This window comes from Tenacibaculum retecalamus (genome assembly GCF_027941755.1).
Lineage (GTDB): Bacteria > Bacteroidota > Bacteroidia > Flavobacteriales > Flavobacteriaceae > Polaribacter > Polaribacter haliotis_B.
The window spans coordinates 1,307,037-1,327,296 of the sequence record NZ_CP115916.1 but is presented as its reverse complement, the minus strand read 5'-3'; the positions used below and the strand labels follow the sequence as shown (position 1 = coordinate 1,327,296).

Here is a 20,260-nt window from a genome sequence, read left to right as displayed (position 1 = left end):
AACATACACTAATGAAAAAATATACTTATACCGAAAAAAAAGATACCAGATCTGGGTTTGGTGATGGTTTAACTGAATTAGGGAAAACAAATCCTAATGTAGTTGCTTTATGCGCAGATTTAACAGGATCTTTAAAAATGGGAGATTTTAAAAACAATCATCCCGAACGTTTCTTTCAAATAGGAATTGCTGAAGCAAATATGATTGGTATTGCTGCTGGCTTAACCATTGGAGGTAAAATTCCGTTTACAGGAACTTTTGCAAACTTTTCTACAGGTCGTGTGTACGATCAAATTCGTCAATCAGTTGCCTATTCTGATAAAAATGTAAAAATATGTGCTTCACATGCTGGGTTAACTTTAGGTGAAGATGGTGCTACACATCAAATATTAGAAGATATTGGACTGATGAAAATGCTACCAGGTATGACTGTAATAAACACTTGTGACTATAGCCAAACTAAAGCAGCAACACTAGCTATTGCTGATTATGATGGCTCTGTATATTTACGTTTTGGTAGACCTAAAGTACCCGTTTTTATGACTGATGAGCCTTTTGAAATAGGAAAAGGTTTAAAATTAACTGAAGGAAACGATGTTACAATTGTAGCAACAGGACATTTAGTTTGGGAAGCTTTACAAGCTGCTGAACAATTAGAAGCTAAAGGTATTTCGGCAGAAGTAATAAACATTCACACAATTAAACCTTTAGATGAAGCTATTATCTTAAAATCTGTCGCAAAAACAGGTTGTATTGTAACTGCGGAAGAACATAATAAATACGGTGGATTAGGTGAAAGCGTGGCGCGTTGTTTAGCAACCAACACTCCTACTCCACAAGAGTTTGTTGCTGTAAACGATAGTTTTGGTGAGTCTGCTACTCCAGCTGAATTAATGGAGAAATACGGATTAAACGATGCCGCTATAATTAAAGCGGTAGAAAAAGTAATTTCTAGAAAATAAACTATTTTCTATCTAAAATATTAAAGCATCATTTTTAAAGAAATGATGCTTTTTTTTAAACTACTTATTTAAACTACTTAAAATTTAACTACACAAAAATAATTTATAAAAAAATCCCGAAGCTAGTAGCTTCGGGATTTTTTTATAGAAAAATTAGAATACTCCTTAATTAACATCTCTATTTAAATAATCTGGCACTGTAGGCTTATTAGGATCGCTAAAGTCATTTCTAGGATCACCATCTCCATTTGCATCTTCATCTTTAGTTAAAACACCATCACCATCATCATCTGTATCAAGATAATTTACGACTCTATCTTCATCAATATCATCATTTATAAGATCGCCATTGCTATCTAAACCTTCAAAAAAGGAAGGTACCCCGTCATTATCATCGTCTGTATCTTCTACAAAATCCCATAATTCAATATAAAATATCAAATTAGAATTTTGAGGAATACCTGTTGTACCTCTTTCTCTATACGCTAAACCTGAAGGAATAAATAAAATACCTTTACCACCACCAGTATATTCAATACGTCCTCCATTTGGAGTCGTATTTTCACCTCCTTTAAAATGTACAAAAGCGTGAGTCCAACCTTTTATTACTCTATTTAAAGAAAACCATGTTGTGCCACGATCAAACTCATCACTTAATTTTTTTTCTTCAAGAATTCTTTGTCCTCTATATTTAGAATATACAGAATCCATAACTGTAGGGTTACCAGTAGGTGTTGATCCTGCAGGTGTTCCTTCATTAATCAAATAATAGTACAGTTTATAATCAATGTCTGCTTCTTTAACTTCTTTTGTGATAAGTTTTGGGTCATCATATAATGATGTTTCTCCTGCAACCATTGGCTTTACTTCCTTTGAAACTGCATCATCATAATAATTATTCATTAAAAACTTAACTATTGAATCATTATCTATAATTTCTTGCGCTTCATGATCAAAATTTACAACAGTGTTATTATCACTATCACAAGAATATAGTAAAACACTTAAAAGTGCTATGTAAAAAAAATGTTTAAATTTTATCATTTAATATTGATTTTTTAACGCGCAATTTACCATTTTTATACCTTTGTAAAAAACTAAAAGATAAATTTTAACTTTTTATATGAGAATTGACAAATATTTGTGGTGTATTCGCTTTTTTAAAACACGTAGTATCGCTACAGATACTTGTAAAAAAGGGCATGTTAAAATTAATGGTACTAATTTAAAACCTTCAAAAGAAATATTCGGCAACGAGGAAATAACCATCCGTAAAAATCAAATTAACTATAAAATAAAGGTTTTAGATATACCGTCAAGTCGAGTTGGCGCAAAATTGGTTGATTTATATAGAAAAGATTTGACTCCTAAAGAAGAGTTTGATAAAACAGCTTTATTAAAATATTCTAAGGATTATTATCGTAAAAAAGGAGCTGGAAGACCTACCAAAAAAGATCGTAGAGATATTGATGATTATAATGTAGATTCTGAAGAAAATAATAGTAATTTGTAATATCTTTAGCATTTAAAATAAACCGATGACAATAGCCGATAATATTATACTAGACAATTTACAGGTAGAGCAAAAAATTCGTCGCATTGCTTTTCAAATTTATGAAAGCAATAGTAATGAAGAAGAAATTATAATTGCAGGCATTGCTGAAAATGGCTATTTATTCGCTGAAAAAGTACATGAAGTCTTATCTAATATTTCTCCTTTAAAAGTTGAATTGTGTAAAGTTTACATTGACAAAAAAAATCCAATCAACGCAATTACAACTTCTTTAACAGTTAATGAATATAAAAATAAATCATTAGTTTTAGTTGATGATGTTTTAAACTCAGGTACCACATTAATTTATGCTGTAAAACATTTTTTAGAGGTTCCTTTAAAACGCTTTAAAACAGCAGTATTGGTAAATAGAAATCATAAAAAATATCCTGTAAAAGCAGATTTTAAAGGTATTTCACTCTCAACCTCTATTAAAGAGCATGTAGTGGTTGAATTTAATAAAAACAAAACACTTGTTTATTTAATGTAATAAAGTATTTAATTCTGTAACAATCATATCCATTTTTTTATCATCTACAGTTACTTTGTAATTTGATTGATTATAAAAATAACTTCTTTCAAATAAGTGTTTCGCTATAAATTCTGCCAACTCCTCGTTTTTAAGTCTAGCTACTAAAGGCCTTTGGCTTTTCTCAGTTGTTAACCTTGTTGCAATTGTTGTGATACTTGCTTTTAAATAAACGGCAACAGTATTTATTGAATCCTTTATTACATGCATATTACCTGCATAACAAGGCGTACCACCACCTAATGCTAAAATAACATTATTTTTTAAGGTTAGAATTTCTTTTAAATGTAAATGCTCTTGCTTTCTAAAGTAAATTTCACCTTTTTTTTGAAAATTTCTGACACAGACATTTTCTCTTTTTCTTCTATATAATTATCCAAATCTATAAAAGAAAACTTCTTTTTTTCAGCCAACAACCTACCAATTGTAGATTTACCACACGCCATATACCCTACCAATACTATTTTCATAAACTAATAATTAAGCTGTTACAAATATCAGTAAAAAATATCATAAAAAAGTTTTTTAAATTTAAAGAACAGTTGTATATTTGCAACCGCTTTCGGAAGGAAGTTAATGACCTGGTAGCTCAGTTGGTAGAGCATCTCCCTTTTAAGGAGAGGGTCCTGGGTTCGAGCCCCAGCCCGGTCACAAAAAAGTTAAGCATTTGCTTAACTTTTTTAGTTTACGCACGTATGGCGGAATTGGTAGACGCGCAGGCTTGAGGGGCTTGTGTTCGTAAGAACGTGCAAGTTCGACTCTTGTTACGTGCACTCATAAAAACTATAAATATTTTAAAAATATTTATAGTTTTTCTTTTTTTAACCTATTTCTTTCTTTTTATTCATTTCACAATTTATTAACTAATTCCAACTCAATAATTCCTATTTTTACAGCATGCAAAAAATATATTTATCTCTTATCTTACTTTTACTTGTATCAAGTATTGGTTACTCTCAAAGTCAAAAATTAAAAGGGCAAGTTATTGATGCCGATACTAAAAAACCTTTAAGTGCCGCACATATATTAAATTTAAATACAGTTACAGGTACTATTACCAACGAAAAAGGAGTTTTTGAATTAACATCTAAGGCTAATGACACTGTTTTAGTTTCTTTTTTAGGATTTTCTTCTATCAAATTAAAAGTAACAAATGATCTTTTAAAAGGAAATGAAGTTATAATATCATTAAAAGAAAAACCAGAAGATGTTAAAGAAATTATTATTAAATCGACAAAATTGATAGGTGTTTTAGAAGTAGATGTTAAACAAGTACCTAAAGATCGTTTTACCAGAATTCATATTAACGGATTACCACAAACTTATGAAGTTGGAAAACCTCAAAAAATATCATCACCGATAGCTAAATTGTTAAACCCTGTTGATTTAGTTTATAACCTCTTCGGAAACAAACCTAAACAGCTTAAAAAACTTAAAAAGTTAAAAAAGGAAGATGATTTACGTAAAATGCTAGCGGGTAAATTTGATAGAGAAGTGATGATGGAATATCTAGAAATGGATAGACAAGAATTAAATAAATTATTAACGGACTGTAATTATTCAGAATATTTCATCAAAAAAGCAAGTGATCTTCAAATTATTGAAGCAGTATTAAACTGTTATGAAAATTACAAAACTCGAAAGAAAGGTAAAATTGAATTGGACAGGATTCCTACAAAGAGAAACTAAAAAAAAGCAGCAAGAAATTGCTGCTTTTTTTATGCTTTTATTTCATCCAAAATAAGTAAATTTACAGCTTTAAACAACACACAAACACAGCAACATAATGATTCATTTCTTCGGAAACGTAAACAGTAAAATATTTACTGTTCAAACAACAAAAGAATTATCTACAGAAACTATTTCAAAACTTACCTGGTTATTTGGCAACCAATCTAAAATAAACACGACGTCTCTCGACGTCTTTTTTGTTGGTGCACGTGCTGCTATGATTACACCATGGAGTACCAATGCTGTAGAAATAACACAAAACATGGGTATTTCTGATATCATCAGAATAGAAGAATTTGAAGTAATTTTAGAAGATTTTTCAGATTTCGACCCAATGATTTCTCAAAAATATAACGGTTTAAATCAAGATATTTTTACGATTGATATTCAGCCAGAACCTATTTTAAATATTGAAGACATTGCGGCTTATAATCAACAAGAAGGTTTAGCTTTAAGCAATGAAGAAGTTGAATATTTAGAAAGTGTTGCTACTAAAATAGGTAGAAAATTAACCGATTCTGAAGTTTTTGGATTCTCTCAAGTAAACTCAGAACACTGTCGTCATAAAATATTTAACGGAACTTTTGTTATAGATGGCGAAGAAATGCCTACTTCCCTATTCAAATTAATAAAAGAAACATCAAAACAATTTCCTAACGATATTGTTTCGGCATATAAAGATAATGTTGCTTTTGTAAAAGGTCCTAAAGTTGAGCAGTTTGCACCAAAAACAGCAGACAAACCAGATTTTTACGAAACAAAAGAATTTGATTCTGTAATTTCAATAAAAGCAGAAACACACAATTTTCCTACAACGGTTGAGCCTTTTAATGGCGCTGCAACAGGTTCTGGAGGAGAAATTAGAGATAGATTGGCAGGAGGAAAAGGCTCTTTACCTTTAGCGGGTACTGCAGTTTATATGACTTCTTATTCTAGATTGGAAGAAAATAGATATTGGGAAAATAAATTTGAAGCTAGAGATTGGTTGTACCAAACTCCGATGGATATTTTAATAAAAGCTTCTAATGGAGCATCTGATTTTGGTAATAAATTCGGGCAACCATTAATTACAGGCTCTGTATTAACTTTCGAGCATGAAGAAAATGCTGCTTCTAGTGATGCAAAACCAAGAAAATTAGGTTTTGATAAAGTGATTATGCAAGCTGGTGGTATTGGTTATGGTAAAGCTGATCAAGCAATAAAAGATACGCCACAAGAAGGTGATAAAATAGTCATCCTTGGTGGTGAAAATTACAGAATCGGTATGGGTGGAGCTGCGGTTTCATCGGCTGATACTGGTGAATTTGCTTCAGGAATCGAATTAAACGCAGTACAGCGATCTAATCCAGAAATGCAAAAACGTGCAGCAAATGCTGTTCGTGGAATGGTAGAAAGTGAAGAGAATTTTATTGTTTCTATTCATGATCATGGTGCAGGTGGACATTTAAATTGTTTATCTGAATTAGTAGAAGATACTGGTGGTAAAATCAATCTAGATAAATTACCAGTTGGAGATCCTACTTTATCAGCAAAAGAAATTATCGGAAACGAATCTCAAGAACGTATGGGATTAGTAATTGCTGAAAAACATATAGATACTTTACAGAAAATTGCAGAACGTGAGCGTTCTCCTATATATACTGTTGGAGAAGTTACAGGAAACGATCGTTTTACTTTTGAGTCTGAAACTACTGGTGAAAAACCAATGGATTTAGCTTTAGAAGATATGTTTGGATCTTCTCCTAAAACTGTTTTAACCGATAAAACAATTGTAAGAAATTACAAGAATTCAAGATATAAAACTAAAAATTTACAAATCTATTTAGAACAAGTTTTACAGCTTGAGGCCGTAGCTTGTAAAGATTGGCTAACCAACAAAGTAGATCGTTGTGTTGGTGGTAAAGTAGCCAAACAACAATGTGTTGGTCCGTTACAAATTCCGTTAAATAATGTAGGTGTTATGGCACTAGATTATAAAGGAAAAGAAGGCGTTGCAACTTCTATTGGCCACTCGCCTATTTCGGGTTTAATTCACCCAGAAGCAGGAAGTAGAAACTCTATTACCGAATCTTTAACCAATCTGATTTGGGCACCTTTAAAAGATAATTTAGCTTCGGTTTCTTTATCAGCAAATTGGATGTGGCCTTGTAAAAATGAAGGTGAAGATGCACGATTATATAAAGCCGTTAAAGCAATTTCAGAGTTTTCTATTGATTTAGGAATCAATGTTCCTACAGGAAAAGATTCTTTATCAATGAAACAGAAGTATAAAGACGGAGAAGTAATTTCTCCCGGAACTGTTATTATTTCTGCTGCCGGTAACTGTAGTGAAATAACTAAAGTTGTTGAGCCTGTTTTACAACAAAATGGAGAAAATATCTATTATATCAATATTTCTCAAGATAAATTTAAATTAGGAGGAAGCTCTTTCAACCAAGTTTTAAATACGATTGGTAATGAAGCTCCGGATGTTAAAAATTCAGCTTTTGTAAAAAATACTTTTAATACGATTCAAGATTTAATTAAAGCTGATAAAATTTCTGCAGGTCACGATGTTGCTTCTGGTGGATTGATTACTACTTTATTAGAAATGTGTTTTGCTGATGTTAATTTGGGTGCCGATTTTAATATTTCTGCTTTAAATGAAGAAGATTCTATTAAAGTATTGTTCTCTGAAAATAGCGGAATTATTTTTCAAGCTGATGTTTCAGTAGAACCTATTTTATCAGAAAATAACATTGAGTTCTTTACTATTGGTACTGCTAATAATTCAGGAAAAGTAACTATTAAAAATAATGAAGACAACTTCTCTTTTGATGTTACTAAAATGAGAGATGTTTGGTATAAAACATCTTATTTATTAGATCAAAGACAAACTGCAAATGGTTTAGCGAAAAACCGTTTTGACAACTACAAAAAGCAACCTTTACAATACTCCTTCCCTACTCATTTTACAGGTAAACTAGCAGATGTCATTGCTTGTAAAACGAAGCAATCTTCTCGTCCAAAAGCAGCTATTATCCGTGAAAAAGGGTCTAATTCTGAACGCGAAATGGCAAACGCCATGTATTTAGCTGGTTTTGATGTGAAAGATGTTCATATGACCGATTTAATTTCAGGTCGTGAAACGTTGGAAGATATTCAGTTTATTGGAGCCGTTGGTGGTTTTTCTAATTCTGATGTTTTAGGTTCTGCTAAAGGTTGGGCTGGAGCTTTTAAATACAACGAAAAAGCAAATACTGCTTTAAAGAATTTCTTTAAACGTAAAGATACTTTATCGGTAGGAATTTGTAATGGAGCACAATTATGGATGGAATTAGATTTAATAAATCCAGATCATAAAGTACACGGTAAATTAGTGCATAACGATTCTAAAAAGCACGAAAGTTCTTTTACATCAGTTAAAATTCAAGAAAACAATTCGGTTATGCTAGCATCTTTAGCAGGAACAGAATTGGGTGTTTGGATTTCTCATGGAGAAGGAAAGTTCAACTTACCAGAATCTGAAGAAAATTACAATATTGTAGCCAAATATGGTTATGACGGATATCCTAATAACCCAAATGGTTCTGATTTTAACACAGCAATGTTATCTGATAAATCAGGAAGACATTTAGTTACTATGCCACATATTGAGCGTTCTACTTTTCAGTGGAATTGGGCTAATTATCCATCAAATAGAAAAGATGAAGTTTCACCTTGGTTAGAAGCTTTTGTTAATGCTAAACTTTGGATTGAGAATAAATAGTTAAGAATGTATAATAAAAAAAGCCTCGTTTTAAATATTTAAAACGAGGTTTTTTTATTAAAAATAATAGTTACTTAATTACTAATTTTTTAATATTTGAACCGTTATTTACATTAAATTTTACAAAATAAACACCTACTAACTACTTACATAAATTGATTCGTATTTACTTTTTGGTTTTCTAATATTATTCTTCCTAAGACATCATAAACACTAAAAACTCTTGTATTTACCACCCCTTTTATATAAAATCATTTGTTGTTGGGTTAAGATATAATATCATGCTCAGGAACATCCATAATATTTGAAAAAAACTTGATTAAAGAGCTTTTAGAAAAAAAATATTAAATTAAAAATTTACCTTTCCTCCAAAAAAGAGAACTAAGATATCTCCAATTAAATTAATTAAACTAAGAAAATGGATTATAATTTTATCGATAAAAAAGATCATAGAGGTTTAATAGCACATCTATATAGTTTGAAACTTTCAGAAAATATTTTACCTTTTGAATCTATTATTCTTCCTCTTGGTTTTCCTGCATTCACAAATATTCTTAGCAAAACGCAAGAAATAACATTTAAAAACAAAAAAACACCTATTAGAGGTCTTGTAATTACTGCTCAATACTATGGTACTTATAATTTTTTTTCAAATGATAAAGCTCATAATATTGGCATTGTTTTACATCCAACATCTTTATATAAAATTTTTAATATTGATATATCTTTATTAACCAATGAGCATTTTTTAATGAAAAACATTAATTCAGAAATAGCAAATGAATTAGAAGCTATCTTTTTGAAATATAAAAATGACCTACCTGTTTTTGAAGAAAAAATAATAAATTTCTTTGATACCTTAAAAATAACAATCAATGACGATGTTACGGAAATAGATAAAGCTATTGATTTAATATTTAAAAAAGACGGTTTAATACAAGTAACTGATTTACTTAATACTTTACCTTTTAGTCAGAAATCATTAGAAATTAAATTTAAAAAAATTATAGGTTTAACTCCTGGTAAATTTATAAGACAATATCGTTTTATGAATTTAATGCAAAAATATCAATCAAAAAAAATTGGCTTAACAGACCTTATTTATATGTTTAATTATTATGATAAATCTCATTTCATTAAAGACTTTAAATTTTTCATGAATCAAACTCCTAAAAAATTCTTCAAAGAAGATTATCCTCTTTTAGAAGAATATTTGAATAAATAAAAATTACGATTATTTACAATTTTAAGTTATAAAATATTTATATATTGGCTTTATGCTAGACTTTGGGGGAAGTATAGTATGAAGAAATTAAAGAGCGAGGTTAATTCCACGCTCTTTTTTTATTTATAATCATTTAGTATAATAAATTTTGATCGTCTGTTTTCTTGATGTTCTTTTTCTGTACAAGGAATATCGTTTGTACATTTATTAACTAATTGCTTTTCTCCAAAACCAATAGCACTTTGTATTCTTGAGGCATCAATATTTCTAGATAAAATATAATCTCTTGTTGATTTCGCTCTCTTATCTGATAAAATTTCATTGTAAGCATCTACACCTCTACTATCTGTATGGGCTTCAATTTTAATTTCCATTTTAGGGTGATTTCTAAGCACACTAACAATGTTTTCTAATTCAAATGCAGCATCTATTCTTATATTAGATTTATCAAAATCAAAAAATATTGGGCTAATTACTATTTCATTATCAATAATTAATGGTGTTAAATATAAATCTTGTTCAATTTCCTTTTTTCTAACACTAGTGGTTTCTATTTCTTTAAAATCATCCTTATAATCTTTTTTAGAACCTCTTACCGTATACTTTTTATCACATTCAACTTCAAAAATATACGTTCCATCTGTTTCGGTAATACTAGTTTCTATAACTTTTCCTTCTTCATTTATTAACTCTACTAAGGTAGTTACTAAAATTTGATTGGTTTTTGCATCAAAAGTTTTACCTTTTATAAATTGTTTACATTTATAAGCCTCAAAACCATAAATATCATCATGTCCTTTACCTCCTGGTCTATTTGAAGAAAAATAACCTGTTTTTGTATCTTTATTCATAAAAAAAGAAAAGTCATCATAACCGCTATTAAAAGGAGCCCCCATATTTATTACTTCTGATGAGTTATTTTTTAATAAATCTGATTTAAAAATATCTAATAACCCTAAATTTTCATGTCCGTCTGATGAAAAATAAAATGTATAATCTTTTGACACAAACGGAAACATTTCCCTTCCTTCTGAATTAATCTTTTCTCCCATATTTATAGGTTCTCCATAAGATTCATTGGATAGAATTGCTACTTTATAAATATCAGTTAAACCATAACCATCTGGTCTATTAGATGTAAAATATAATATTTTATTATCTGGACTTAAAGCCGGATGACCATTTGAATAAATCTCATCATTAAATGGAAGTTCTTTAATATTGCTCCATTCATTATTAACTAAAGTTGCCTTAAATATTTTTAAATGAGAAGTTCCCTCCCTATCGTAATCTAACTTTTCTCTTTTATTTAAATTATTTCGAGTAAAGTACATTGTTTTTCCATCATTAGTAATTGCGATACTTGATTCATGAAAACTAGTATTTATTTTTGATGAACTTAGTGGAATAACGTTTTCAATTTCTTTAGACTCTCCATAATCTATAATTGTTGCTTCATATAAATCTAGGTAAGGTTCGTTGTTCCATTCATAAATTTTCCCTTTTTTATTTTTCGCCGAAGCGAATACAAATTTTTGATTATGTACATAAGATCCAAAATCAGAGTTTTTAGTATTAATTTTTAAATTTGTTATTTTTATAGAGTCTTTATTTAATGTTTTTAATTTTTCATAATCAACATTTATTGCCCTGCTTTTATTAGTTAACTTACTTAACCATTCATCTGCTTTTTCATATTCTTCTGAACTTCGTAAAGATTGGGCATATTTATAAATGCTTTCGTTACTTAAACCTTCATTGCTTTTGGCTGCTAAACTATACCATTTAATTGCTTTATCTGAATTAGAATTATTATAATAACAATCTGCCAGTCGTGTTAAAGTGTACGTAGTACTATCTCCTTTTTTTACTGCTGTTTCATAAAATTCAGCTGCTTTTACATAAGCATATTTTTTAAAGAATTTGTCGGCAACTCTTTTTTGTGAGAAAGAGTAAAAAAATGAAAAAACTAATATTAAAAATGTAATTTTTGTCTTCATATCTATAGTTTTTAAAAGTATCTAGGAGATTTTACTCTATTTGCTTTAATCAATTCATACATTAATAAAATTTCATGGGTTCCACTAGAAAATTGATTAATATCCGATAAAGGATATTCATAAGCATACCCGATACGAAACTGTTTAGAAACTTGAAAATCTACCAAAGCTCCTAAAGCTGATGTATATTCATTAACTCTATAAGATCCACCAACCCAAAATTTTTCATTAAAAAGAAAATTTGCTGTAATATCATACGATAAAGGCGCTCCATTTGTACCTTTAATTAAAGTTGCGGGTTTAAATTTTACCGTATCACTTAAATCAAAAACATATCCTCCTGTTAAATAGTAACTTACTTTATCAATAACACCATAATCAACTCCTCCTATGGATAAATCGTTATGATCAATATTTAATAATCTTGGTGCTGATAACCCTACATACCATTTATCAGTATGTAAAAACATTCCGGCACCTATGTTTGGTTCCCACCTCTTTTTAATTCCGCTAATTCCGGGATCAGAACCTTCAGCTGCTAATAATTCATCGTCTAAGTTATATTGCGTAAAACCTGCCTTTAATCCAAAAGCTAATTTTATTTCATCATTAAGTTGAATTGTATAAGAAAAATCTCCATATAAATAAGTGAATTTTTCATATCCTAGCTGATCATTTATAAACGATAATCCTATCCCCATTTTATCATTTCTAAGTGGGGTATGAATGGATAATGTTTGTGTTTCGGGACCTTTTCCAAAACCTGCCCATTGACTTCTATGTATTCCAACCATACTTAGTACTTGTCTGCTTCCTGCATACGCTGGGTTTACTGAAATTGTATTATACATATATTGAGTAAACTGAGGTAATTGTTGTCCTTCAACATTAAATACCGAGATAAAAAACAATACAATAATTGTATACAGTTTGTAATTATGTTTCATAGCTTATATATTATTTGGTTCCTAAATAAATTGCTCCTGTAAATGGTTTTAAACCACTATTTTCTAATATTACAATGTAATAGTAAGTTCCTGCTGGTAATCTTTTTGCGCCTCCAAATGTTGACCCATCTGAAATACCACTCCAATTATTAGCATAGTTATTCGACTTGAAAACTCTGGCTCCCCAACGGTTAAATATTTTTACATTTGTTATAAATCCACAAGATTCAACTCCTGTTACTTCAAAAAACTCGTTCCATGAATCTCCGTTTGGTGTTACTGCTTTTGATATTTTAACATCTTCTAAACCACAAGGTAAAACGATACAATCATCGTTAATGTTTATCGTTACTTTTATTGCTGATAAACAACCTTGGCTAGAAACAGTATATGTAAATACATAATCACCTAAGGCAATATTTGATGGATCGAATGTGGCATCTGTTGATAAGGATACATTTCCTGTAGTAACTTCCCACACACCATCATCTTCAGTATTATCAGTTAAATAATCATTTAAATCAACCTCACCATCATCAATACATTTTGAATCAGCAACTTCAGTTACGTTTGTTTTTATTGTTACACTTATAGTTTGAGTAAAATCAGCAACATTTCCACAATCATCACTAACTGTCCATATTCTTATAATTTGATAATCATTATCTGTTCCATCAAAAGTATTTTCTTCTTCAAAATTTATTTGTGTTACAGTAGTTGAGCAATTATCTGTAAACTCTAAAGTTGGAATTTCAGGAATCGCGTCACATTCAATATCAATATCTTCTAATTCTGAAACTAACTCAGGTGCCTCGTTATCTTCCACAGTAATTTGTTGAACATAACTTTCATTGTTTCCTGCACAATCTGATACTGACCAAGTTCGTGTAATCATATATTCTGATGCACATTCATCATCTTGTCCTGTAATTTCTTCCGTATAATTTATTTCTAAATCTGATGAAATACTGCAATTATCCGTTGCCGTTAAAATAACTGCTTCTGGAATCGCGTCACAGCTTACGGTAGTGTTTATTGGTAAGCTCTCAACGAAAACCGGTGCCTCGTTATCTTCCACAGTAATTTGCTGAACATAACTTTCATTATTTCCTGCACAATCTGATACCGACCAAGTTCGTGTAATCATATATTCTGATGCACATTCGTCGTCTTGTCCTGTGATTTCTTCTGTATAGTTTACTTCTAAATCTGATGAAATACTGCAATTATCCGTTGCCGTTAAAATAACTGCTTCTGGAATCGCGTCACAGCTTACGGTAGTGTTTATTGGTAAGCTCTCAACGAAAACCGGTGCCTCGTTATCTTCCACAGTAATTTGCTGAACATAACTTTCATTATTTCCTGCACAATCTGATACCGACCAAGTTCGTGTAATCATATATTCTGATACACATTCGTCGTCTTGTCCTGTGATTTCTTCTGTATAGTTTACTTCTAAATCTGATGAAATACTGCAATTATTCGTTGCCGTTAAAATAACTGCTTCTGGTATCGCGTCACAGCTTACGGTAATATTTGTTGGTAAACTCTCAACGAAAACCGGTGCTGCGGTATCTTCCACAGTAATTTGCTGAACATAACTTTCATTATTTCCTGCACAATCTGATACCGACCAAGTTCGTGTAATCATATATTCTGATACACATTCGTCGTCTTGTCCTGTGATTTCTTCTGTATAGTTTACTTCTAAATCTGATGAAATACTGCAATTATTCGTTGCCGTTAAAATAACTGCTTCTGGAATCGCATCACAGCTTACGGTAGTGTTTGTTGGTAAAGTACCTACAAAAACCGGTGCTGCAGTATCTTTTATTATAAATTTCCTTGCTTCAGTAGCTGTTTCATTTCCACAAGCATCTGTAGCTGTAAAAATCACTTCTACTTCCCCTATAAAACTACAGCTATAAATTAACTCAGTATAGTCATTACTCCATGTTACAACACTACAGTCATCAGTTGCTGTTGCCCCTCCATTATTATCTAACCACGCATTTAATGCATCAATATTACCTGCTCCATCACATTCAACTGTTTCATTTATTGGTTGATTTGTTATTGTTGATCCAGTTTCATCTTTAATTAAATAACCTGCTGTTATTGTTGAACTTAATCCATTAATATCAGTTGCTGTAAAACTTACAATAATATAATTACCATCACATTTAACTGAGGTATCTTCTCCGTAGTTATTATCCCATGTTACCAATCCACAATTGTCTGTGGCGGTAGCACCAGCATTATTTGTTAACCATGCTTCTAATGTCAATACAGTATTTCCTACTCCACATTCAATATCTAAATTTTCTTTAGTGGTTTCATCTATTACCGGAGGTGCATTATCAATCACAACTACTTCGAAACTACATGCTTCTGATGTGTTGTTGTTATTATCCATCGCTACAACACCTACTGTTGTTGTTCCTACTGGAAAATCATATGGAAAACCAATCTCATTCCCATCAATACTATATACATAACTTGTAATGGTCGTACAATTATCTGTCGCTGTGGTTTCAAAAGTTGCTGTGTAATCACATTCGTTTACATCTACATTATAACTCGATGCTACTGTTGGACACGTTATTTCTGGTTTGATATTATCAATCACAACTACTTCGAAACTACATGCTTCTGATGTGTTGTTGTTATTATCCATCGCTACAACACTTACTGTTGTTGTTCCTACTGGAAAATCATATGGAAAACCAATCTCATTCCCATCAATACTATATACATAACTTGAAATGGTCGTACAGTTATCTGTCGCTGTGGCTTCAAAAGTTGCTGTGTAATCACATTCGTTTACATCTACATTATAACTCGATGCTACTATTGGACACGTTATTTCTGGTTTGATATTATCAATTACAACTACTTCGAAACTACATGCTTCTGATGTGTTATTGTTATTATCCATCGCCACAACACTTACTGTTGTTGTTCCTACTGGAAAATCATATGGAAAACTAATCTCATTCCCATCAATACTATATACATAACTTGAAATGGTCGTACAATTATCTGTCGCTGTGGCTTCAAAAGTTGCTGTGTAATCACATTCGTTTACATCTACATTATAACTCAATGCTACTGTTGGACACGTTATTTCTGGTTTGATATTATCAATTACAACTACTTCGAAACTACATGCTTCTGATGTGTTATTACAATCATCTTTAGCTATTGCTGTAACAATTGTTGTTCCTACTGGAAAACTATATGGAAAACTAATTGGGACTCCATTAACTTTATATACTATTGTTGCTTCACTACAAGTATCAGTCGCTGCCGCAATAAATGTACCTTCATAAGCACATGAGTTTTCATCTACATTATAATTAGTTGATACTATAGGACAAGTAATTGTTGGTACTTTCTTGTCTTCAATGGTAATCACTTGAACAAACTCATTGCTTTTTCGTCCACAAATATCTGTAAATACCCAAGTATTAGTATAAGTTCCAATAGTAGGACAATTATTAGATTCAATAAAGTCTCCTGAGACTTTAGTCATTATTAAATCACAACTTAACGTTGGTTTTAATAATTGAGCCGCTTCTAATTCGCCTGTATCATCACATGATATTTTTCTATCTAATGAATTTACTACTGTAACCCAATTTGCTTCTGCTGGACGGTTAATTTTAATAGTTACAGGTTTTTCATCTCCAATTCCACAGTTAATCGTAGTGCTTGAACTTTTTGTTGTTTGTGTATTTGTATTCTTTATTCCCTTATAAGTTGCTAGCATTTGCAACTGAAACTCCTCAGAACATTTGGCTTCTAAAAAATAACATTGTTCTTTTACTTTTACTTGATAATTTATAGTATATGCTTGATCTCCTACATCTGTAATTCCGTTCAAAGAAGTAAACGTTAATTTTCTTGTTGTTGAATTATAATTATAAGAAACATCCGATGGTAAATTTATTATAGGTTCCATTAAATCTACTTCTTCAGGAATATCAACAGTTGTAACTAAATCTTTAACGTTATCATTTCCATTATTTTTAATTTGAAAAGACATGTTTACCAAACTACCTACATTAACAGAAGCTCCATTAGCAGGAGTACTTGATAAAACTAAAGGTGCTAAATCTGGTTTCCAAACATCAACAGAAAGTCCTATTAAAAATAACCCATAAGTTTCTTGATTTGATATTAGTTTTATTTTAGCAGATTGTTGATTGTTACCTATAACACTATTATTAGGGTTACTTAAAGGAAATACATCAGCATCAAAACCTAATGTATTTTCACTTGATGGATATCTGTTTGTAAAATTATTTCCGTTTTTCGTTATCTTACTATTAAAAAAATTGTCAACACTTCTTATTACTTGGTTTGAACTATTAGTATAAGATAAATTTTCCCAACTGTTATTAACTTTTTGAATTTGTAATTTATCACCAGACAAATCTCTATCACCTTCTAAAGCCCCAATTACAATATCTGCATTTACTTGTTGGTTTCCTGGTAAGGTTGTAAAACCCGTAAATGATATTGTTAATTCACCTAAGGCTTTTGTCATATGACCATAACCATCAAATAATGAAATATTCTTAGCTGGTAGCACTGGGCTTTCATATATAAAAACAATTTGCCATCCTCCTGAAGTTCCTGTATTACCCCCTCCATGAGATGTTAAACCGCCTTTTTTAGCTTTAACATTTGCTACTTGATAGATTCCGTATGCTGAATTTAATGAACTTACCTGATTCGTTATATCTTTAAAACAAACATAAGGATCGTTTACAAAATGTTCGGTTCTTCCTCTGTAAATAACTTGATCCGCAGTAATCGTTTGATAACTTACTTCGCCTGGAAGTTTTATTTTAACTTGATTATAATTCCAATTTGGTTCATCATTTACATCCGTTTCTTCCATATCAGCAGCAGCCCAATATAAATAGGCTTTTTTAATACCTAAACAAGCTAATGATGGTTCTGGATTTATAAATTCTGCATTACTAGAATTAAATGTATTTTCATTATCAATATCAACAAAAACATTATTCGTAAAATCGTGATTTCCTGCTGATCCATTATAACTATCTGATTTATGCCTTGATAGTACATTATTTGCAATCATCGTTACATTACCGTTTACGGCTTCTGAAAAACGAGGTTTAAAAGTTGCTTTTTCCTGAGCACTAATATTTCCAATATTAAAAAGAAACACCAAGCCTACAGAAAATAAAATTAAGTGAGTAATTTTTTTCATAATTAAAAGAGTTTAATAAGCATTTGTAATTGCTTAGTTATAGTTCTTGGTATTTGGTATAAATGTTTTTAGAGTTAACTTAACTGAAGAAGAAGTCTTGGCTGAGCTATTTTTAAAGGAAGATGATTGGTTTTTATAAACCTCAATTTGAGAGCAATTCCAACTATCTAATTTAGCGTTATAAGGTTTCGTTATTTTTATGTGAAGTGTTTTTTTACTATTTGAGGCTATACTAATAACGTTTTTAATAGATAGCATGTTCTCATCAAATAGCGAATATTCTAATGCTGTTTCTATGTTTTTTTGATTTTTACACAAAGAATTAGAAACAACTATATTGTATAAAGCTGTTTCATTACTGGTATTCTTAATTTGAATTTTGTGTATTTGTTCTTTTTTTGAATTCGGTGCTTCACTATATTTTAATAATGAAATTTCTACTTGACTCTGAGAACTCATTAAAAAAACATTAAAAAAAAGAAAACTGATTGCTAGAGTAATTTTCTGTTCCATATTTACGCATTTTATTTATTTAAGATGTAAACCTTTATAACTTTAGCTATAAAGCAGGGATCAATAACAGGGATAAAAGGGAAATATAGTTGTAAGGGTAAACTATTTGTATCATAAAAAATATGATATAACACTTAGGGTATTCTTTTTTTAATTTTAAGGAGGATAAAAATTAATACTAATTGGGTTGAAGTATTAATTATAAGAGGTTACCATTTTTAAGATCTTTAAAACGGATATATCAAATGTAGGATATATTTTTAGTTCTAAAAAACAAGATTTAAAGAAAAGGGTATTTTCCCCTAAGGTTTACAGGAAAAAAATAACTGTAATCAAAATGATATATTTTAATTGTTTATCGGTAATTTTGTAGCATGATTCAAAACGATACAATTATTGCTATGGCAACTCCATCTGGTGTTGGAGCTATTGCTGTTATTAGACTTTCAGGAGAAAATGCTATTACTATTGTCGATAGTTTTTTTAAATCTGTAACCAATAAAAAATCATTATTGAATCAAAACACACACACCATTCATTTAGGGCATATTGTTGATAATACAACTATTTTAGATGAAGTTTTAGTCTCTGTTTTTAAAAATCCACGTTCTTATACTGGCGAAAATGTGGTAGAAATTTCGTGTCATGGTTCTGTTTTTATTCAACAAGAAATCATTCAGTTATTTTTAAAAAATGGCTGTAGAATGGCTGATAATGGTGAGTTTACCATGCGTGCTTTTTTAAACGGAAAAATGGATTTATCGCAAGCGGAAGCTGTGGCCGATGTAATTGCATCTAATTCTGCTGCAAGTCATCAAATGGCTATTCAACAAATGCGTGGCGGAATTACCAACGAGTTAAAAGAATTACGTACTCAACTATTAGACTTTGCTGCTTTAATTGAACTAGAATTAGATTTTTCTGGTGAAGATGTTGAGTTTGCTGATAGAACCAAGTTTAAAGAATTAGTTGCAAAAATCACTTTTGTTTTAAAGCGATTAATTGATTCTTTTGCTTTTGGAAATGCCATGAAAAACGGAATTCCTGTTGCCATTATTGGGGAACCAAATGTTGGAAAATCAACTTTATTAAACACTCTTCTAAACGAAGAAAAAGCAATTGTATCGGATATTGCTGGTACTACCCGTGATGCTATTGAAGACGAATTAATTATAGACGGAGTTGCTTTTCGTTTTATAGATACTGCAGGAATTAGAGAAACTGAGGATGTTGTTGAGAATATCGGAATTAAAAAAGCCTATGAAAAAGCAGAAAATGCACAATTGATTATTTTTTTAATCGATTCTAATAAATTTTCTCATTCTAGTGAAGAATTTTTACGAGAAATAAAAACGATACAAACTCGTTTTCCTAACAAACGTTTATTAGTTATTGCTAATAAAATTGACACCTTATCTTGTCATGATTCTGCTATTTTACAATCAGAAATTGATCATTTAATTTTACTTTCTGCAAAACAAAAAACGGGAATCGACGAGTTAAAAACCGAGCTAACTTCTTTAGTAAATACAGGAGCTTTGAGTAATAATGAAACGATTGTAACCAACTCTCGTCATTTCGAGGCTTTAAATAATGCTTTAACTGCTATCACTTCTGTGCAACAAGGAATCGATTTAGAAATTTCTACCGATTTATTTTCAATTGATATTCGAGAATGTTTACGTCATCTAGGAAATATTACAGGTGAATATGATGTAGATAAAGATATACTTGGGCATATTTTTGGAAACTTTTGTATCGGCAAATAGATTTTGTTTGCTTTTAGCTTCCTTTGATAGTACTTTGTT

At 30.5% G+C, this 20,260-nt stretch carries 12 protein-coding genes, 2 tRNA genes and 1 pseudogene; 9 read left to right on the top strand and 6 right to left on the bottom strand.

Going from position 1 to position 20,260, the window contains the following annotated elements; translation table 11 throughout:
- Positions 1-11: 11 nt before the first annotated feature.
- The gene (locus tag PG912_RS06390) at positions 12-962 is read left to right on the top strand and encodes a transketolase family protein (RefSeq protein WP_275688920.1); all 951 of its coding nucleotides are present in this window, start codon (positions 12-14) and stop codon (positions 960-962) included.
- Positions 963-1,127: 165 nt separating this feature from the next.
- On the opposite strand, the gene PG912_RS06385 is transcribed toward PG912_RS06390, so the two are convergent.
- Positions 1,128-2,006 carry an FKBP-type peptidyl-prolyl cis-trans isomerase gene (locus PG912_RS06385; protein ID WP_275688919.1) on the bottom strand — a complete coding sequence of 293 codons (879 nt, stop codon included), beginning with the start codon at positions 2,004-2,006 and terminating at the stop codon, positions 1,128-1,130.
- Between the two features lie 79 nt (positions 2,007-2,085).
- Here PG912_RS06385 and PG912_RS06380 point away from each other — a divergent pair, with 79 nt between their 5' ends.
- Complete coding sequence (locus PG912_RS06380; RefSeq protein WP_275688918.1) at positions 2,086-2,475, top strand: RNA-binding S4 domain-containing protein; 390 nt, start codon at positions 2,086-2,088, stop codon at positions 2,473-2,475.
- 25 nt (positions 2,476-2,500) lie between these two features.
- Positions 2,501-3,004 (top strand): phosphoribosyltransferase domain-containing protein, encoded by a 504-nt coding sequence (locus PG912_RS06375; RefSeq protein WP_275688917.1) that lies wholly within the window; start codon positions 2,501-2,503, stop codon positions 3,002-3,004.
- Here PG912_RS06375 and PG912_RS06370 read toward each other — a convergent pair.
- Positions 2,996-3,489 (bottom strand): annotated as a pseudogene (locus PG912_RS06370) (shikimate kinase). The gene PG912_RS06375 and the pseudogene PG912_RS06370 overlap by 9 nt on opposite strands.
- 132 nt (positions 3,490-3,621) lie before the next feature.
- Here PG912_RS06370 and PG912_RS06365 point away from each other — a divergent pair.
- The 5 genes from PG912_RS06365 (at position 3,622) to PG912_RS06345 (ending at position 9,747) form a co-directional block, all read left to right on the top strand.
- Positions 3,622-3,694: transfer RNA gene (locus PG912_RS06365), tRNA-Lys, on the top strand.
- A 38-nt stretch (positions 3,695-3,732) separates the two neighbouring features.
- Positions 3,733-3,816, top strand: a tRNA-Leu gene (locus tag PG912_RS06360).
- Positions 3,817-3,940: 124 nt separating this feature from the next.
- On the top strand, positions 3,941-4,732 hold the full coding sequence (locus tag PG912_RS06355; RefSeq protein ID WP_275688916.1) for a carboxypeptidase-like regulatory domain-containing protein: 792 nt from the start codon (positions 3,941-3,943) through the stop codon (positions 4,730-4,732).
- A 97-nt stretch (positions 4,733-4,829) separates the two neighbouring features.
- The gene (gene purL, locus PG912_RS06350) at positions 4,830-8,522 is read left to right on the top strand and encodes a phosphoribosylformylglycinamidine synthase (RefSeq protein ID WP_275688915.1); all 3,693 of its coding nucleotides are present in this window, start codon (positions 4,830-4,832) and stop codon (positions 8,520-8,522) included.
- Positions 8,523-8,940: 418 nt separating this feature from the next.
- On the top strand, positions 8,941-9,747 hold the full coding sequence (locus tag PG912_RS06345; RefSeq protein WP_275688914.1) for a helix-turn-helix domain-containing protein: 807 nt from the start codon (positions 8,941-8,943) through the stop codon (positions 9,745-9,747).
- A 119-nt stretch (positions 9,748-9,866) separates the two neighbouring features.
- On the opposite strand, the gene PG912_RS06340 is transcribed toward PG912_RS06345, so the two are convergent.
- From PG912_RS06340 to PG912_RS06325, 4 genes are read right to left on the bottom strand one after another with little or no spacing between them, the layout of a single operon-like run.
- On the bottom strand, positions 9,867-11,747 hold the full coding sequence (locus PG912_RS06340; protein WP_275688913.1) for an OmpA family protein: 1,881 nt from the start codon (positions 11,745-11,747) through the stop codon (positions 9,867-9,869).
- Positions 11,748-11,758: 11 nt separating this feature from the next.
- Complete coding sequence (locus PG912_RS06335) at positions 11,759-12,694, bottom strand: PorP/SprF family type IX secretion system membrane protein (RefSeq protein ID WP_275688912.1); 936 nt, start codon at positions 12,692-12,694, stop codon at positions 11,759-11,761.
- A gap of 10 nt (positions 12,695-12,704) precedes the next feature.
- The gene (locus PG912_RS06330; RefSeq protein ID WP_275688911.1) at positions 12,705-17,939 is read right to left on the bottom strand and encodes a gliding motility-associated C-terminal domain-containing protein; all 5,235 of its coding nucleotides are present in this window, start codon (positions 17,937-17,939) and stop codon (positions 12,705-12,707) included.
- Positions 17,940-17,972: 33 nt separating this feature from the next.
- Positions 17,973-18,452 carry a hypothetical protein gene (locus tag PG912_RS06325; protein WP_275688910.1) on the bottom strand — a complete coding sequence of 160 codons (480 nt, stop codon included), beginning with the start codon at positions 18,450-18,452 and terminating at the stop codon, positions 17,973-17,975.
- A gap of 374 nt (positions 18,453-18,826) precedes the next feature.
- Between PG912_RS06325 and mnmE the strand changes: the two genes are divergently transcribed.
- Positions 18,827-20,221, top strand: coding sequence for a tRNA uridine-5-carboxymethylaminomethyl(34) synthesis GTPase MnmE (mnmE, locus tag PG912_RS06320; protein ID WP_275688909.1), 1,395 nt, complete (start codon positions 18,827-18,829; stop codon positions 20,219-20,221).
- The last annotated feature ends 39 nt before the right edge of the window (positions 20,222-20,260 follow it).

Coding starts and splice junctions, on each gene's coding strand:
- PG912_RS06390 (WP_275688920.1), top strand. CDS start 12: ATGAAAAAATATACTTATACCGAAAAAAAAGATACCAGATCTGGGTTT.
- PG912_RS06385 (WP_275688919.1), bottom strand. CDS start 2,006: ATGATAAAATTTAAACATTTTTTTTACATAGCACTTTTAAGTGTTTTA.
- PG912_RS06380 (WP_275688918.1), top strand. CDS start 2,086: ATGAGAATTGACAAATATTTGTGGTGTATTCGCTTTTTTAAAACACGT.
- PG912_RS06375 (WP_275688917.1), top strand. CDS start 2,501: ATGACAATAGCCGATAATATTATACTAGACAATTTACAGGTAGAGCAA.
- PG912_RS06355 (WP_275688916.1), top strand. CDS start 3,941: ATGCAAAAAATATATTTATCTCTTATCTTACTTTTACTTGTATCAAGT.
- purL (WP_275688915.1), top strand. CDS start 4,830: ATGATTCATTTCTTCGGAAACGTAAACAGTAAAATATTTACTGTTCAA.
- PG912_RS06345 (WP_275688914.1), top strand. CDS start 8,941: ATGGATTATAATTTTATCGATAAAAAAGATCATAGAGGTTTAATAGCA.
- PG912_RS06340 (WP_275688913.1), bottom strand. CDS start 11,747: ATGAAGACAAAAATTACATTTTTAATATTAGTTTTTTCATTTTTTTAC.
- PG912_RS06335 (WP_275688912.1), bottom strand. CDS start 12,694: ATGAAACATAATTACAAACTGTATACAATTATTGTATTGTTTTTTATC.
- PG912_RS06330 (WP_275688911.1), bottom strand. CDS start 17,939: ATGAAAAAAATTACTCACTTAATTTTATTTTCTGTAGGCTTGGTGTTT.
- PG912_RS06325 (WP_275688910.1), bottom strand. CDS start 18,452: ATGGAACAGAAAATTACTCTAGCAATCAGTTTTCTTTTTTTTAATGTT.
- mnmE (WP_275688909.1), top strand. CDS start 18,827: ATGATTCAAAACGATACAATTATTGCTATGGCAACTCCATCTGGTGTT.